This window comes from Cupriavidus sp. GW821-FHT07C08, from assembly GCF_059419025.1.
The window spans coordinates 168022-184392 of record NZ_JBWKQZ010000007.1; the positions used below are offsets into that span (position 1 = coordinate 168022).

A 16371-nucleotide genomic window follows, 5' to 3' on the forward strand; every position below is an offset into this window, starting at 1 on the left:
ACGGGTTCTTAGTGAAGCAGGTGGCAGGCGGCCACGTGCGCCGGCGCGGCTGAGCCGGCGGCCGGGTCCAGCCGCAGCATGCGGGGGATCTCGGTGGCGCAGGCCGGCACCGCCCGCGGGCAGCGCGGATGGAACTTGCAGCCCGCCGGCGGGTTCAGCGCCGAGCCGATATCGCCCAGGATCAGCCCCTCGGCCGGCTGGTGGTCGGGGTCGGGCCGAGGCGCCGAGCCCAGCAGTGCCTGCGTGTAGGGGTGGCGCGGGGCGCTGAATACCGCGGCGCTGGGCCCGCTTTCGGCCATATTGCCCAGGTACATCACGCCCACGGCCGAGCTGAAGTGCTCCACCAGCGCCAGGTCATGGGCGATCACCACATAGGCCAGGCCGAAGCTGCGCTGGATGTCGGACAGCAGGTTGACGATCTGCGCCCGGATCGAGACATCCAGTGCCGAGGTGGGCTCGTCCAGCACGATCAGCCGCGGCCGCAGCGCCAGCGCGCGCGCCACGGCAATGCGCTGGCGCTGGCCGCCGCTGAACTCGTGCGGATACAGGTCGAGCGCGCCGGGCGGCAGGCCGACGATCTCCAGCAGCTCCAGCAGCCGCCGGCGCAGCGCGGCGCGGTCGCCGCCCTGGCCGTGCGCAAGCAGCGGCTCGGCCAGCAGCATGCCGACTTTCAGGCGCGGATTGAGCGACGAGGACGGATCCTGGAACACCGCCTGCACCTGGCGCCGGTAAGCCAGCACGCCCTTGCGGTCCAGCGCCAGCACGTCCTGGCCGTCGAAGCGGATGGTGCCGGCGCTGGGGCGCTCAAGCAGCAGCAGCTGCCTGGCGATGGTGGTCTTGCCGCAGCCGGACTCGCCCACCAGCGCATAGGTCTGGCCGGCATCCACGGCAAAGCTGACGCCGTCTACGGCGCGCACCGTGCCGCCGCCGCGCGCGGGGAAATGCTTCTTCAGGTTTTCGACTTCGAGCAGCATGGCGCCTCCTGTGTTGCCGTGGCTCAGCCGGCCGACGCCAGCCAGCAGCTGACCTTGTGGCCGGATTCAAGTTCGATCTCGGGGGGATAGGCGTCATCGCACAGCGGCTTGCGGTGCGGGCAGCGCGCCGCGAAGCGGCAGCCGTGCGGCGGGTCGATCAGGCTGGGCGGGCTGCCCTGGATCGCGTAGAGCCGCTCGCGCTTTTCGCCGAAGTGGGGAATGGCCTGGAGCAGGGCCTGCGTGTAGGGATGCGCGGGGCGCTGGTACAGCGTGCGCACATCGCCGGTCTCGACAATGCGCCCGGCGTACATCACCGCCACCCGGTGGCAGATGCTGGCCGCCACGCCCAGGTCGTGCGTGATCAGGATGATGCCGACACCGGTCTGCGCCTGGATCTTGCGGAACAGCGCCATGATCTGCACCTGGATGGTCACGTCCAGTGCCGAGGTGGGCTCGTCCGCCACCAGCAGGCGCGGCGCGCTGGCAATGGCCATGCCGGTCACCACGCGCTGGCGCATGCCGCCGCTGAACTGGTGCGGATAGTCGTCCAGCCGCGTCTCGGGCGAGGGGATGCGCACGCTGTCCAGCACCTGCACCACCTGGCGGCGTCGCGCCTCGCGGCTGTTGGCGCGGCCGTGGTAGCGCAGCGGCGCGCCCACCTGATCGCCCACCGTGAAGACCGGGTTCAGCGAGGTCAGCGGATCCTGCGAGATCATCGCGATCTTGCGGCCGCGGTACTGCGTGCTCATGGTCTTTTCGGGCAGCTGCAGCAGGTCCACGCCATCGAGCAGCACCTTGCCGCCCAGGTGCACGCCGCCCTGGCGCGGCAGCAGGCGCAGGATGGACAGGACGGTCATGGACTTGCCGGAGCCGGATTCGCCCACCACGCCCAGGGTCTCGCCCTCATGCACATGGAGGTCGACGCCGTCCACGGCGCGCACCGTGCCGCGGCGCAGTTCGAGGTGCGTGGTCAGGCCCTGTACCGACAGCATGGGCGCGCCGCGTGGGGAATTCTGGGCAGCGGGCGTTGGCGACGGGCGTTGCGTCACGTGCGGGTCGGGGCCGGTCATAGCTGCCTCCTTTTCGGGTCGAAGTGGTCGCGCAGCCAGTCGCCCAGCAGGTTGGACGCCAGGCAGGTGGCCATGATGGCCAGTCCGGGCATGGTGATGGCCCACCATGCGTTGGTGATGTAGTTGCGCGCATCGGCCAGCATCAGCCCCCATGACACATCGGGTTGCTGGATGCCCAGCCCGAGAAAGCTCAGCGAGGCCTCGAAGATGATCACCTGGCCCACCTGCAGCGTGGCCAGCACCAGCAGGGTGTTGAGCAGGTTGGGCAGCAGGTGGCGGCGGAAGATGGTGAGCGTGCCGCAGCCGGCCACGCGCGCCAGCGCCACGTAGTCGCGCTGCTTGAGCGACATCACCTCGCCGCGCACGATGCGCGCGTACCAGGTCCAGTAGGTCACCACGATCACCAGCACCACGGTGTTGAAGCCCGGGCCCAGCACCGCGGCCAGCACCAGCGCCAGCGCCAGCGCGGGAATCGACATCTGGATATCGACCAGCCGCATGATGAGCGCGTCCAGGCGCCCGCCGAAGTAGCCGGCCAGCATGCCGGCGGCGGTGCCGATGCCGCCCGAGATCAGGATGGCGTACAGCGCGACCACCAGCGAGATGCGCGTGCCGGCCATGATGCGCGAGAGCAGGTCGCGCCCCATGTTGTCGGTGCCCAGCGGATAGGCCCAGCTGCCGCCCGCCAGCCAGGCCGGCGGCTGGAAGGCCAGGCCGAGGTCGAGGCCGTTGGGGTCGTGCGGCAGCAGCGCCTCGCCGCCGATGGCGCAGACCAGCAGCACCGGAAAGATTGCCAGCGCAAACCAGGGCAGGCCACTCAGGTCATGCCGCTGGCGCTTGCGGGCCGGCGCCGCCGGGGCGCTGGCGGGAGGAACGGCGATTTCAGGCATGGCGGATCCTCGGGTCGATCAGGCCGTAGCTCAGGTCGACCAGCAGGTTGGACAGAACGAACAGCACGGAGGTGAGCATCACGCCCGCCTGCACCACGGGAAAATCGCGCGCGAACACGGCCTCGACCACGGTGCGGCCGACACCTGGCCAGGCGAAGATGACTTCGACCACGAAGGCGCCGCCCAGCATCGCCGCGAAGTACACGCCGAGGATGGTCACCAGCGGAATGGCCGCGTTGCGCAGCGCGTACTTCCAGATCAGCACGCGCTCGGGCAGGCCCATGGCGCGGCCCATGCGGATGTAGTCGCTGTCGAGCACATCCAGCATGGCCGAGCGCACCACGCGCGTCTGCGCCGCCACCGGATACCAGCCCAGCGCAATTCCGGGCAGCACCAGGCTGTTCCACGAATCGCGCCCGAATGCCGGCAGCCAGTTCAGCTGCACCGCGAAGAACAGGATCAGCAGCAGCCCGACCCAGAAGTTGGGCATGGCCTGGCCAAGCATGGCGAAGACCTTGGCAAAGCGGTCGAACCAGGAGCCGCGGTAGACCGCCGACAGCACGCCGAACGGCACCGCCATCGCAATCGAGAAGCCCAGCGCGGCCAGCGCCAGTTCCACCGTGGCCGGCAGCCGCTCCAGGATCAGCCCCAGTGCCGGTTCCTGCCAGCGGTAGGAGTTGCCGAAGTCGCCGGTGACGGCATGGCCGAGGAAAACCAGGTACTGCGCCACCAGGGGCTGGTCCAGGCCGAGATGGCGGCGCGTTGCCTCGATCACCTGCGGCGGCGCGTCGGCCGGCAGCAACAGGGCAAGCGGGTCGCCGGACAGGCGCGAGATCAGGAAGATGATCACGCTCGCGCCAAGGATGCTGATCAGGCCGTGCAGCAGGCGTTTTGCAATAGGCATGACAGGCTCCGTCGGAGAATCGTCAGCGGGAATGCCGCGCCCGGTTCGGGCGCCGGGCGCGGCGGCGGATCACTGCTTCCAGCTGACTTCCTGGAATGAGCGCCAGTAGTCGCGGATGGGCCAGGGCACGTAGTTGATCTTGTTGTCGCGCCAGGCAAAGGTCACCAGCGGCCGGTAGGTCGGCAGGCCGCCCAGCACGCGTTCCTGCTTGAGCCGCGCGATCTGGCGCAGCAGCGCGGTGCGCGCCGCGGGGTCCATGGTCTGGCGCTGCTTCTCCAGCAGCGCGTCGACCTCGGGGTCGTTGGTGTAGGAATAGGTGCCCCAGCCGCCGCCGCCCTGGTAGCTGTGCAAATGGCCGGACCAGGCCAGGCCCGGGTCGCCGGGCAGCCCCTGCGACCACATCCAGCTCAGCACGCCGTCCATCTCCGGCGGGCCCGAGCGGCCGCGCTTGCCCAGGCTGATCCAGGCCCCGTACTCCAGGTTGCGCACCTGGCAGCGGATGCCCACGGAACTCAGGTAGGCATACATGGCTTCGCCCACTTCCTTCACGCCCGGTTCGCGCGGCGTGGTGAGGTTGTAGCAGGGGGTCTCGAAGCCATTGGGGTAGCCCGCCTGCCTGAGCAGCTCGCGCGCACGCTTCTGGTCGAAGGCGTAGGGCTTGAGCTCGGGGTCGTAGCCATTCGACTCCTTGCCCACCTGCGCATAGCGCTCGCCCTGGCCGAACAGCACGCGCTTGATGATGGCGTCGACATCGATGGCGTGCGCGGCCGCCTGCCGCACGCGCACATCGTTGAACGGCGACTTCGGCATCTGGGTGTTGAAATTGAGGAAGAGGTTGTTGCCGCTCACCAGCGTGACGGTCTTCACGCCGGGCATCTTCTTGAATTCCTCGATCATCGAAGGCGGCACGTTGTCGATGAAATCGACCTTGCCGGTCTTGAAGGCCGCCACCCGGGTCAGGTCCTCCGGGATCACCTTGATGGTCAGGTCCTTGATGCCCGGGCGCTTTTCCTTGTTCCAGTAGCCGTCAAAGGCTTCCAGCTTCAGCTCGTCCTTGACCGTGCGCGAGACAAACTTCCATGGCCCGGTGCCGACCGGCTTGCGGGCGAACTCTTCTTCGCCGACCTTCTGGATGTACTTCTTGGGCATGGCCCACAGCTGCATGTTGCCTACGATGAACTGCGCATCCGGCTCCTTGAAATGCAGCTTGAAGCGGTGCGCATCCACGATCTCGAAACGCTCGACCGACGAGACATAGTGCGAGAAGAAGCTGCTCTTGGGGTCGCGCTGGCGTTGCCAGGAGAACTCGAGGTCCTCGGACGTCAGCGGGTCGCCGTTGTGGAAGCGCACGCCCTTGCGCAGCTGCACGTCGAGCACGGGCTTGCCGTCCTTGCCGGTTTCCAGCTTCCAGTTCTCCGCCAGCCAGTTCTCATCCTTGAGCGCGGCATTGCGGCGCACCAGCATCTCGAAGATCTGGCCGACAAAGTAGTGGTCGACGCCGGCCGAGATCTTGACCGGGTCGAGCGTGGTCGACTCCGCGCCAAAAGCGACAGTGAGGCTGCCGGTGGCCGGGCCGACCGGCGCGGCGTGGGCCGCGGGGATGGTGGCGGCGGCCAGCATGCCGGCCAGCAGGCGGCGCCGGGCGGCGTTGGTCAACTTCACTTGCATGGTGCTCCTCCTGTTGCGCCGTCTCGTGGCGGCGCTGTTGGTGTGAACAACGGATGCGCTCAGCGCGGGAAGCTGCCTTCCAGCTGGCGTACCACCTCCAGCAGGCGCGGGCGCACCTCGTCGAGCAGGAATGACGGGGACAGCCGGAACGACGGTCCGCCCACGTTGATCGCCATGGGCGGCATTCCATGCCCGGGCTCGAAGCCGCGCGCAATGCCGTTGACGTCTGGCTGCCACTCGCCCATCGAGCAGGTCACGCCCAGCGTGAGGTGGTCCGCCAGGCCCTGCTCGATGCCCTGGCGCAGGCGCGGCCACGCCATGTCGTCGACGTCGCGCACCTGTTCCATAAAGGCCTGGCGCTCCTGGTCCGGCACCACCGCCAGCCAGGCGCGGCCGATGGCCGAGGTGGCGACCGGAATGCGCGAGCCGGTATCGAGCGTCAGCGCAATCGCGGCGCAGCTGCGGCAGTGCTCGACATAGATCATCGAGAACCGGTCGCGCGTGCCCAGCGACACCGTGCCGCCGGAAAAGTCCGCCAGCTCCTGCATCAGCGGCCGCGCCACCTTGCGGATGTCCAGCCGCGACAGCATGGCGCTGCCCAGCCGCAGGCAGGCCGTGCCCAGGCTGTACTTGTGGCTGCCTTCGGCCTGCGCCAGGTAGCCCAGCCGCGTCAGGGTGGAGGTCAGGCGCGATACCGTCGACTTGGGCAGCCCGCAGCGCCGGGCGTTTTCCTGGTTGCCCAGCACGCGGTCGCTGGTGCGGAAGCAGGCCAGCACTTCCAGCCCGCGCGCCAGCGCGGTGACGAAGTGGCGGTCTTCCTTGATGGTGCCGGTGGATCGGTCCTGCATAACCGTTGGCTCCCTCGTTGTGCCGTTGGACGCCAGCCGCGCTTGCTCGACGCGCAGGCGTGCGGGGCGCGCGCGCGGCGTCCTCGTCCGGTACGGCGGTACTACCCGACAGCGGTTCCGTTCAGCCGCCGGCCTCGGTGTCCAGCAAGGCCTGCAGCTCGACCTTGCGCACCTTGCCGGTGGCGGTCAGCGGGAACTCGGGCAGGATGCGGATCTCGGGCACCTTGTAGACCGCCATCTGCTCGCGGCACCATGCATGCAGCGTGTCGGCAGTGATGCCGTCGGCGTGCTCGGGGCGCAGGCGGATAAAGGCCACCGGGACCTGGCCCTTGTCCGGGTCGGGGCGGCCCACCACGGCCGAGCCCAGCACCGCCGGGTGGCGCGACAGCAGCACCTCCAGCTCGGACGGGAACACGCTCATGCCGCGCACCTTGAGCATCTCCTTGCGCCGCCCCAGGAAATGCAGGTAGCCCGCCTCGTCATAGGCGCCGATATCGCCGGTGCGGAACCAGCCGTCGCGGAACACCTCGGCATCCACGTCGGGGCGGCCCCAGTAGCCCTTGAACAGCGACGGCGTGCTGACTACGATCTCGCCTTCCGCACCGACCGGCAGCACCGCGCCGGTGTCGAAGTCGCAGATCTTGATGCGCGTGCCCGGCACCGGCAGGCCGACAAACACCGGGCGGCCGCGCAGGTCCATATCGTCTGCCTGCATGCCGGTCGTGAAGGTGTCGCTGGTATGGGTCTCGGTCATGCCCCAGGCGCCTTCGGCAATGATGCTGCCGGTCAGCGCGTGCCAGCGCTGGCGGATGTCGGGGGTGATCTTGCGGATGAACGAGGCGGCGCGCGTGTGCTGCAGCGAACGCAGGTCGTAGCGGCCGCATTCGGGGTGGTTCATCAGCTCGACCGCGTTGTCCACCACCACGAAGGTGCGGTTGACACGATAGCGCTCGATCGCGGCCATCATCGCCACCGGATCCCAGCGCGCCAGCACCACCACGGTCGCCCCGCTGAAGATCGGATAGATCAGCCCGAGGTTCTCGCCCGCGATCCAGAACATCGGCAGGAAATTCAGCATCACGTCGTCGGAGCCTTCCGCCAGCCGTTGCGCATCGACACCGCCGGTGAGCGCGTACGAAGCCGCTGCGGTGTAGACCATGTCGCGCTGCGTGTGCATGCAACCCTTGGGCAGGCCGGTGGTGCCGCCGGTGTAGTTCAGTGCGGCGAGCGCGTCCATGTCGACCGGGGGCAGCGCGGCCGGCTCGGTGTCGCGCAGCGCCTGCAGCAGGTCGATGGTGCCTGCCACGGCCAGCGGGGGCGCGTCGAGGCCGGCTGGCAGCGGCAGCTCGGGCTGCGCCGGCAGCATCGCGCCGGCACTGGTGGTGTAGACGGTGAGCAGCCGCGTCTGAGCGCGTACCGACATCAGCAGCGGCGCAAGCTGGTCCTGCACGATGACGGTGGTGGCGCCGGCATCGTTCAGCTCATAGACCAGCTCCTGTTCCTTGAAGAGCGGGTTGACCGGCACATACACCGCGCCCAGCTTGAGGATGCCGTAGAAGACCACGTGGAACTGCGGGCAGTTGCCCATCATCACCGCCACCCGGTCGCCCGCGCCCACGCCGCGGCTCTTGAGCAGCGCGGCGCAGCGCTCGGACAGGTCGTCGAGTTCGGCGTAGGTCACGGTGGTGCCGTACCAGACCAGCGCGGCGTGGTCCGGGCGCTTGCGCGCCCACGCGCGCAGGTAATCGCCCAGCGGGGCCTCGCCATGGGGGTAGACCGGTGCGTTGGGCAGGCCGGCAGGCCAGATCTTGCGATGCCGGGCTTCCAGGTCCACGAAGAACGCCTGTTCGTTCATCTGCTGTCTCCTGTTGCTTTCGCTCTGGTTCTGTTTGCCGCCGCGCCTACCAGGCGTCGACGAAGGTGCGCATCGGACGGTGGGGATTGGCGGCACCCGCCTCGAGCCCGCTGACCACCCACTGGCGGGTGGCGGCGGGGTCGATCACGGCGTCCAGCTCCAATGCCGCAGCGGCGTTGATGGCATGGCCGCGCTCGTACATCTGCGCCACCAGCTGCTGGTACAGCGCATCGCGCTGCGGACCGGCCGGCAGCGCTTCCAGCTCCTTGCGGAAGCCCAGCCGCACCGCGCCCTCCAGGCCCATGCCGCCGAATTCGCCGGTGGGCCACGAGACCGTGAAGGTCGGCGCGCGGAAGCCGCCCGCGGCCATCGCCATCGCGCCCAGGCCGTAGCCCTTGCGCAGCACCACCGCCAGGAACGGCACGCGCAGCTTGGCGCCGGCGACGAACATGCGCGACACATGGCGCACCTGGGCGCGCGCCTCGACCTCCGGGCCCACCATGAAGCCCGGGGTGTCGATCAGCGATACGATCGGCAGCCCGTGCGCATTGCACACCTGCATGAAGCGCGCGGCCTTGTCGGCGGCATCGGCATCGATGGCGCCGCCGAGGTGGCGCGGGTTGTTGGCGAGAATGCCCACGGGCCGGCCTTCGATGCGCGCCAGCGCGGTGTGGATGCCAGTGCCGAAGCCTGCGCGCAGTTCCAGCACGCTGCCCGCGTCGGCCAGGCCGGCGATGGCGGCGCGCGTGTCGTAGACGCGCAGGCGGTTCTCCGGCACCACCTGGCGCAGCGCCAGCGCGTCAGGCGCCTGCCAGTCGTCGACGCGGCCCTGGAACATCGACAGGTAATGCCTGGCCGCAGCCACGGCGTCGGCCTCATCGTCGACCAGCAGGTCAACCACGCCGTTGTGGTACTGCACCGTGGCCGGGCCGATATCCTCGGGGCGGAACACGCCCAGGCCGCCGCCCTCGATCATGGCGGGGCCGGCCATGCCGATATTGGCGTTGCGCGTGGCGATGATCAGGTCGCAACAGCCCAGCAGCGCGGCATTGCCGGCAAAGCAGCGCCCGGAGGCGATGCCCACCACCGGCACTTCGCCGCTCAGCTCGGCGAAGGCGGCGAACGACGGCTGGTACAGGCCGGCCACGGTGGGGAAGTCGATGTCGCCCGGGCGGCCGCCGCCGCCTTCGGCAAAGATCACCGTGGGCAGGCGGTTCCGCAGCGCCACCTCCAGGATGCGGTCGGTCTTGATATGGTTGCGCTTGCCCTGGGTGCCGGCCAGCACGGTGGCGTCATAGGCCAGCACCGCGCAGCGCGCGCGCTCCGGTGCGAACAGGCTGCCGTTGACGGCGCCGGTGCCGGTGATCAGGCCGTCGGCAGGGGTGTTGGCGATCAGGTCGGCCTCGCTGCGCCGGCTCGCCTGTGCCGCCAGCGCCAGGCCGCCGTATTCGCGGAAGCTGCCGGCATCGCACAGGTCGTCGACGTTCTCGCGCGCGGTGCGCTGGCCGCGCGCATGGCGGCGTGCCACCGCCTCGGGGCGGGCCGCGTCGTACAGGAAGGCATGGCGGTCGAGCACGCGCTGCAGGTCGGCGCGGATCGCGGCCGGGTCGGCGTGCTCGGCTTCGCCGTCGGCATGGGCGCCGGCGTCGGCCGGCTCCAGCACCAGCATGACCTGGCCCTCGGCGACTTGCTCGCCGGAAGCGGTGCGCAGGTCGATCACGCGGCCCGCGTGCTCGGCCACGATGGCATGTTCCATCTTCATCGCATCGAGCACGGCCACGGTCTGGCCGGCCTTGACCAGGTCGTTCTCGCGCGCCAGTTCGATCACGCGTCCGTTCATCGGCGCGCGCACCGCGCACAGGCCCTCGCCCAGTTGCTCCTCGAAGCTTGCCGTGCTGGAAGGTGCCGCCACCCTGGGGGCGCTGCCTCCCGCCAGGGCCTGCCGCGCCGCGTCCTGCGCGGCAATCTGCGCGGCGCGTTCCAGCAGGGCGGGCAGCGCGGCTTCCATATAGCGCGTATGCACGTGCTGGCTGGCAAAGTCCTCGCGCTCGGCCAGCGCCCGCAGCAGGTCGAGGTTGGTGGCGATGCCGCCGATATTGAATTCCCCCAGCGCGCGCTGCAGGCGCCGCACGGCGTCAGCGAAGTTGTCGCTGGCGGAGGTGACGATCAGCTTGGCCAGCAGCGTGTCATAGTGCGCGGACGGTGCATAGCCGGTATAGCCGTGGGTGTCGACGCGCACGTCCGGCCCGGTGGGCGGATCGAAACGCTCCAGCCGCCCCTGTGCCGGCCGTGCCAGCCCTTGCGCGTTGGTGGCCTCGGCATTCACGCGCACCTGGATGGCAAAGCCGCGCACGCGCGGCGGGTGTTGCGGGTCCAGCCCCAGCTCTGCCAGGCGCCGGCCTTCGGCCAGCCCCAGCTGCACGGCCACCAGGTCCACGCCGGTGACCTGCTCGGTGACGGTGTGTTCGACCTGCAGGCGCGGGTTGGCTTCGATAAAGACAAAGGGCAGGGCCGCGCCATCGCGGCGCGCGCGGTCCTCGCCGTCCTCCGCTTCTTCGACCAGGAATTCAAACGTGCCCAGGCTGCGGTAGCGCGCTTCGCGCGCGAGCGTGCAGGCGGCATCGACAATGCGCTGGCGCAGCGCCGGATCCAGCGCCGGGCTGGGCGCGATCTCGACCACTTTCTGGAAACGGCGTTGCAGCGTGCAGTCACGCTCGCCCAGTGCGATCACGTGGTGGCCGTCGCCGGCGATCTGCACTTCGATATGGCGCGCGCGGGCCACCAGCCGCTCGGCGTAGATGGCATCGATGCCGAAGGCCGAGCGCGCCTCGGAGCGGCAGCGCGCATACGCTTCGGGCAGGGCGTCGCGCTCGCGCACCACGCGCATGCCGCGCCCGCCGCCGCCGCCCACCGCCTTGAGCACCACGCCGGCGCCGTCCTGCTCGTCGAAGAAGGCGGTCACTGCATCGAGCGTGGCGCCGCCCGCAGTGGCGGGCATCACCGGTATGCCGCAGCGTGCGGCCAGCGCCAGCGCGCGGCCCTTGTCGCCGAACAGGGCCAGCTGCTCGGGCTCGGGGCCGACAAAGACGATCTGCGCGGCTGCGCAAGCGCTGGCAAAGTCGGCGCGCTCGCTGAGAAAACCATAGCCAGGGTGGATGGCGTCGCAGCCGGTGGCGCGCGCTGCGGCGATGATGGCGGGAATGTCGAGATAGGCGGCGGCCCCCTGGCCCTGCAGCGCGACAGCTTCGTCGGCCAGCAGGCGGTGCCGGCTGGCATCGTCGTCGGTGGCATAGACCGCCACGGTGGCGATGCCAAGGTCTCGTGCGGCGCGCTGCACGCGCAACGCGATCTCGCCACGATTGGCGATCAGGAGCTTCTTCACAAATGTCCCCTTCATGCGAAGCGGCATCGCGCAAGCAGCGTTGCGTGGCCGGCTTCTGTTTTTTGGTTTGTGATTCTGCGAGGTGGAATCTACGCGGCTCGTCCAGGGGTCACAAGCGCGATGCGCCGGAACCATGTATGACATGCCGCGCGTGCATAGCGCGCGAGCGAGGGGGAGGGGGAAGTGCTGCCCGTTCTGTTCTGCATTGCAGAATCTCGGGCGGTGTGGCGGGTCGATCCAGAGGCCTGGCTGGCCTTGGATCGCTACCGATGGGACGCGCGGAACATGGTGTTGCCGCGGATTTGCCGCCCTCTCCCGCGAGCGGGAGAGGGGAACGGCGATGCGTGCTCTGCTTCAGCCGATGCGCATGCCGGGCACCGCGCCCTCGTGCGGTTCCAGGATATACAGGCCCGGCGCGGCCTTCTCATCCGCGGCCGATGCCGCCAGCACCATGCCTTCGGACACGCCGAACTTCATCTTGCGCGGGGCCAGGTTGGCCACCACCACGGTCAGCTTGCCGACCAGCTGCTCCGGCGTGTAGGCCGACTGGATGCCCGAGAACACGTTGCGGGTGCGGCCTTCGCCCAGGTCCAGCGTCAGCTGCAGCAGCTTGTTCGAACCTTCCACCTTCTGGCATTCGACAATCTTCGCGACGCGCAGGTCCACCTTGGCGAAGTCGTCGATGGTGATGGTGTCGGCGATCGGCTCGATTGCCGAGCCCGCGGCGGCCGGCGCCGCGGTCGCCTGCAACGATTCGCGGTTGGCTGCCAGCAGCGCATCGACCTGCTTGGCATCGACGCGCGTCATCAGGTGCTGATAGGCCTGCACCGGGCTGGCAGCCGACAGTTGCTTGTCGATGGCACGCCAGTCCAGCGGCTCGACGTTCAGGAAGCGCTCCACGCCGGCAGCCACATTCGGCACCACCGGCTTCAGGTAGACCGTCAGCAGGCGGAAGGCTTCCAGCGAGACCGAGCACGCCGCATGCAGCGCCGCGCGCTTGTTTTCGTCCTTGGCCAGCTCCCACGGCTTCTCGGTGTCGACGAAGGCGTTGACCGTGTCGGTCAGCTCCATCACCAGGCGCAACGCCTTGCTGTACTCGCGCGCCTCATAGAGATGCGCCACCTGTGGCGCGGCCTGGCGCAGCTGCTCCAGCAGCGGGTGGGCCAGTGCGGCTTCATCGACCTTGCCTTCGAAGCGCTTGACCAGGAAGCCCGCGGCGCGGCTGGCGATATTGACGTACTTGCCGATCAGGTCGCTGTTCACGCGCGCGATGAAGTCGTCGAGGTTCAGGTCGAGATCTTCCATGCTCGCGTTGAGCTTGGCGGCGAAGTAGTAGCGCAGCCATTCCGGGTTCATGCCGGTCTCGACATAGCTCTGCGCGGTGATGAAGGTGCCGCGCGACTTGCTCATCTTGGCGCCGTCCACGGTCAGGAAGCCGTGGGCGAACACATTGGTCGGGGTGCGGTAGCCCGAGAAGCGCAGCATCGCGGGCCAGAACAGCGTGTGGAAGTACAGGATGTCCTTGCCGATGAAGTGGTACTGCTCGGCGGTGGAATGCGGGCCGACCCAGGCGTCGAAGTCGATGCCCTGCTTCGCGGCCAGGTTCTGGAAGCTGGCGTAGTAGCCGATCGGGGCGTCCAGCCACACATAGAAATACTTGCCGGGCGCGCCGGGGATCTCGAAGCCGAAGTAGGGCGCATCGCGCGAGATGTCCCAGTCGGACAGGGTCGAGGCCTCGCCCTCGGCGCCCAGCCATTCCTGCATCTTGTTGGCGGCTTCGGGCTGGGCCAGGTCGGCCACCCATTCGCGCAGGAAGGTCTCGCAGCGCGGATCGGACAGCTTGAAGAAGTAATGGGCCGACGACTTGCGCACCGGCGTGGCGCCGGACACCACCGAATACGGGTTCTTCAGGTCGGTCGGCACGTAGGTGGTGCCGCAGACCTCGCAGGAGTCGCCGTACTGGTCCTTGGCGCCGCACTTCGGGCACTCGCCCTTGATGAAGCGGTCCGGCAGGAACATGTTCTTGACCGGGTCGAAGAACTGCTCGACCTCGCGCTCGGCGATCAGGTCCTCGGCCTTCAGGGCCAGGTAGATCTTCTCGCACAGCTCGCGGTTTTCTTCCGCGTCGGTGCTGTAGTAGTTGTCGAACGACACCAGGAAGCTGTCGAAGTCGCGCTTGTGCTCGGTCCAGACGCGGTCGATCAGTGCCTTGGGCGTGATGCCTTCCTTCTCGGCACGCAGCATGACCGGCGTGCCGTGGGTGTCGTCGGCGCCGACGTAGTAGACCTCGTTGCCCATCATGCGCTGGAAACGCACCCAGATATCGGTCTGGATGTATTCCACCAGGTGGCCGATATGGATCTGGCCGTTGGCATAAGGCAGGGCGGATGTGACGAGGATGCGACGTGCGGTCATAAACAGGAGCCGGTCAGGAGCGGGGAAATATCAGGGGACGGCGCCAGCCAGGAGGGGAGGGCGCGTGCCGGGAAGGGGCTATTTTAGCAACTGGCCAGCGCCTGCGCGCCGGTTCCGCATGGCGGAATGGCGAAACCCACGGATCCGTTCGGCCAAAAAAAAAGCGCCGGTCAGAGCCGGCGCAGCTTTCCACAACGGAAAAGGAGGAGAAATCAGGTACCGCCCGGGAGGTCAGCCACCCATCGCGAGCCAGCAACGGTGGCAAGCGGCACCTGTTTCTATGACTAGGTCATCCTTGAATTGGTTTCAAAAAAATTTCGACGCGGCGATTTTGTGCCCGTCCGACCTCACTGCCGTTGTCCGCAACCGGCTGGGATTGCCCGCGCCCTTCGGCGGTCAGACGGTTGCGTGCGACGCCGCGATCACCCAGGTAGCCGGCCACGCTCTGGGCGCGGCGCTGCGACAGCTGCATGTTGTAGTTGGGGTTGCCGGTGCTGTCGGTATGGCCCACCACGTTGGCGCTCACGTCCTGGTGCTGGCCCAGGGTCTGCGCGACCTGGTCGAGCACCGAGCGGAACGACGGCTTGATGGTGGCGCTGTCGGTATCGAACGTCACCTGGCTGGGAATGTTGACCTTCAGCGTGCCATCCGGCTGCTCGGTGATCTGGGTGCCCGTGCCCGCGGTGTCCTTGCTCAGCTTGCCGCGGATGGCGTTCCAGTTGTAGCCGGTTGCGCCGCCGATGGCACCGCCCACCGCCGCGCCCACCAGCGTGCCGGTGGTATTGCCGCCGATCAGGTTGCCAAGCCCGGCGCCGACCGCGGCGCCCACGCCGGTGCCGACTGCCGTATGGGTCTGCTGTTCAGTGGCGCAACCCGCGGCCAGCAACGTGGCAGCGGCGAGCGAGACGGTAACGAGCTTGATCTTCATGCTTTCTCCTTCTGATGTTCCCGTAAATGTTCTTGGTACCGCATCGCGATGGTAACGCCAAGGCTAGCGGCAGGTAACCCTTTGTACGCGTCGGGCCCGGCCGGTCCTGGCACCGCCTGCGGTGCGCCGACGTACCGGGCCGTCCAACCGCACTACAATATGGATATGGCGGCGCGCGCACAAGTGCAAGCTTGTGAGATTTGTAAATGTCTGTAATCCCACACCCGATGCAGGGTATTGCGCGTGGATTTCCGGCGTTCATGGCCGGTGCTGCATACTTTGATACATTAGGCGTAGGCCATCATGCGCCAGTCCCCCAATCATCGAAGCGGAGTTTGTCTTGAGCGTCAGCACTGAGCAGGTCACCGAAGCCCTGCGCACCGTCATCGACCCCAATACGGGCAAGGACCTGGTGTCCACCCGCTCGGCCAGGAACATCCGCGTCGACGGCGGCGATGTATCGCTGGAAGTCGAACTCGGCTACCCCGCGAAGAGCCAGTTTGATCCGATCCGCAAGCTGGTGGTTGCTGCAGTGCGGCAAGTGCCGGGCGTGAGCAATGTCAGCGTGGCCGTGACCATGAAGATCGTCGCGCACGCAGTGCAGCGCGGGGTCAAGCTGCTGCCGGGCGTGAAGAACGTGATCGCGGTGGCGTCGGGCAAGGGCGGGGTGGGCAAGTCCACCACGGCCGTGAACTTGGCGCTGGCGCTGGCGGCAGAAGGCGCGCGCGTCGGCATGCTCGACGCAGACATCTATGGCCCGAGCCTGCCGATGATGCTCGGCATCGACGGCCGCCCGGAATCCGCTGACGGCCAGACCATGGAGCCGCTGGAAGGCCACGGCCTGCAGGCCAACTCGATCGGCTTCCTGATCGAGCAGGACAACCCGATGGTATGGCGCGGCCCGATGGTGACGTCGGCGCTGGAGCAGCTGCTGCGCCAGACCAACTGGCACGACCTGGACTACCTGATCGTCGACATGCCGCCGGGCACCGGCGACGTCCAGCTGACGCTGTCGCAGAAGGTGCCGGTCACCGGCGCGGTGATCGTCACCACGCCGCAGGACATCGCGCTGCTGGACGCCAAGAAGGGCCTGAAGATGTTCGAGAAGGTGGGCATCCCCATCCTCGGCATCGTCGAGAACATGGCGGTCTACTGCTGCCCGAACTGCGGCCATGTCGAGCATATCTTCGGGCACGGCGGCGGCGAGAAGATGTGCGCCGACTACGGCGTGGACCTGCTCGGCAGCCTGCCGCTGAACCTGCAGATCCGCGAGCAGGCCGACTCCGGCCGTCCGACCGTGGTGGCCGAGCCCGACAGCCCGGTGGCCGAGATGTACCGTGCCATCGCGCGCAAGGTGGCGATCAAGGTCGCCGACAAGGCGCGCGACATGACCAGCAAGTTCCCGAGCATCGTGGTGCAAAACACCTGAGGGCGCGG

The 16371-nt window shown here is 68.3% G+C and carries 11 protein-coding genes; 1 reads left to right on the top strand and 10 read right to left on the bottom strand.

Annotated elements, in window-relative coordinates:
- Positions 1-8: 8 nt before the first annotated feature.
- The 10 genes from AC07UK_RS11850 to AC07UK_RS11895 all read right to left on the bottom strand — a co-directional run bounded on the left by AC07UK_RS11850 (position 9) and on the right by AC07UK_RS11895 (position 14934).
- Complete coding sequence (locus AC07UK_RS11850; RefSeq protein ID WP_436222481.1) at positions 9-974, bottom strand: ABC transporter ATP-binding protein; 966 nt, start codon at positions 972-974, stop codon at positions 9-11.
- 23 nt (positions 975-997) lie between these two features.
- Positions 998-2044 (bottom strand): ABC transporter ATP-binding protein, encoded by a 1047-nt coding sequence (locus AC07UK_RS11855; protein ID WP_494686770.1) that lies wholly within the window; start codon positions 2042-2044, stop codon positions 998-1000.
- Positions 2041-2934: an ABC transporter permease gene (locus AC07UK_RS11860; protein ID WP_494686769.1), complete on the bottom strand. Its 894-nt coding sequence runs from the start codon at positions 2932-2934 to the stop codon at positions 2041-2043. The genes AC07UK_RS11855 and AC07UK_RS11860 overlap by 4 nt, the downstream gene beginning before the upstream one ends.
- Positions 2927-3838, bottom strand: a complete 912-nt coding sequence (locus AC07UK_RS11865) for an ABC transporter permease (protein WP_494686768.1) — start codon at positions 3836-3838, stop codon at positions 2927-2929. The genes AC07UK_RS11860 and AC07UK_RS11865 overlap by 8 nt, the downstream gene beginning before the upstream one ends.
- Positions 3839-3907: 69 nt before the next feature.
- Positions 3908-5506 carry an ABC transporter substrate-binding protein gene (locus AC07UK_RS11870; protein ID WP_494686767.1) on the bottom strand — a complete coding sequence of 533 codons (1599 nt, stop codon included), beginning with the start codon at positions 5504-5506 and terminating at the stop codon, positions 3908-3910.
- Between the two features lie 59 nt (positions 5507-5565).
- Entirely contained in the window at positions 5566-6354 is a 789-nt protein-coding gene (locus AC07UK_RS11875) for an IclR family transcriptional regulator (RefSeq protein WP_494686766.1), read from the bottom strand.
- A gap of 121 nt (positions 6355-6475) precedes the next feature.
- Positions 6476-8209 carry an AMP-binding protein gene (locus AC07UK_RS11880; protein WP_494686765.1) on the bottom strand — a complete coding sequence of 578 codons (1734 nt, stop codon included), beginning with the start codon at positions 8207-8209 and terminating at the stop codon, positions 6476-6478.
- A 46-nt stretch (positions 8210-8255) separates the two neighbouring features.
- Positions 8256-11591, bottom strand: coding sequence for an acetyl-CoA carboxylase family protein (locus AC07UK_RS11885; RefSeq protein WP_494686764.1), 3336 nt, complete (start codon positions 11589-11591; stop codon positions 8256-8258).
- A 354-nt stretch (positions 11592-11945) separates the two neighbouring features.
- Positions 11946-14006 (bottom strand): methionine--tRNA ligase, encoded by a 2061-nt coding sequence (metG, locus tag AC07UK_RS11890; RefSeq protein WP_494686763.1) that lies wholly within the window; start codon positions 14004-14006, stop codon positions 11946-11948.
- A 289-nt stretch (positions 14007-14295) separates the two neighbouring features.
- Positions 14296-14934 (bottom strand): YiaD family glycine zipper/OmpA-like lipoprotein, encoded by a 639-nt coding sequence (locus tag AC07UK_RS11895; protein WP_494686762.1) that lies wholly within the window; start codon positions 14932-14934, stop codon positions 14296-14298.
- Positions 14935-15274: 340 nt separating this feature from the next.
- On the opposite strand from AC07UK_RS11895, the gene apbC reads away from it, so the two are divergent.
- Positions 15275-16363, top strand: coding sequence for an iron-sulfur cluster carrier protein ApbC (apbC, locus tag AC07UK_RS11900; protein ID WP_013952601.1), 1089 nt, complete (start codon positions 15275-15277; stop codon positions 16361-16363).
- The last annotated feature ends 8 nt before the right edge of the window (positions 16364-16371 follow it).

Bases quoted from the DNA above. Each gene is read 5' to 3' on its own strand.
- AC07UK_RS11850 (WP_436222481.1), bottom strand. From the start codon at position 974: ATGCTGCTCGAAGTCGAAAACCTGAAGAAGCATTTCCCCGCGCGCGGC.
- AC07UK_RS11855 (WP_494686770.1), bottom strand. From the start codon at position 2,044: ATGACCGGCCCCGACCCGCACGTGACGCAACGCCCGTCGCCAACGCCC.
- AC07UK_RS11860 (WP_494686769.1), bottom strand. From the start codon at position 2,934: ATGCCTGAAATCGCCGTTCCTCCCGCCAGCGCCCCGGCGGCGCCGGCC.
- AC07UK_RS11865 (WP_494686768.1), bottom strand. From the start codon at position 3,838: ATGCCTATTGCAAAACGCCTGCTGCACGGCCTGATCAGCATCCTTGGC.
- AC07UK_RS11870 (WP_494686767.1), bottom strand. From the start codon at position 5,506: ATGCAAGTGAAGTTGACCAACGCCGCCCGGCGCCGCCTGCTGGCCGGC.
- AC07UK_RS11875 (WP_494686766.1), bottom strand. From the start codon at position 6,354: ATGCAGGACCGATCCACCGGCACCATCAAGGAAGACCGCCACTTCGTC.
- AC07UK_RS11880 (WP_494686765.1), bottom strand. From the start codon at position 8,209: ATGAACGAACAGGCGTTCTTCGTGGACCTGGAAGCCCGGCATCGCAAG.
- metG (WP_494686763.1), bottom strand. From the start codon at position 14,006: ATGACCGCACGTCGCATCCTCGTCACATCCGCCCTGCCTTATGCCAAC.
- AC07UK_RS11895 (WP_494686762.1), bottom strand. From the start codon at position 14,934: ATGAAGATCAAGCTCGTTACCGTCTCGCTCGCCGCTGCCACGTTGCTG.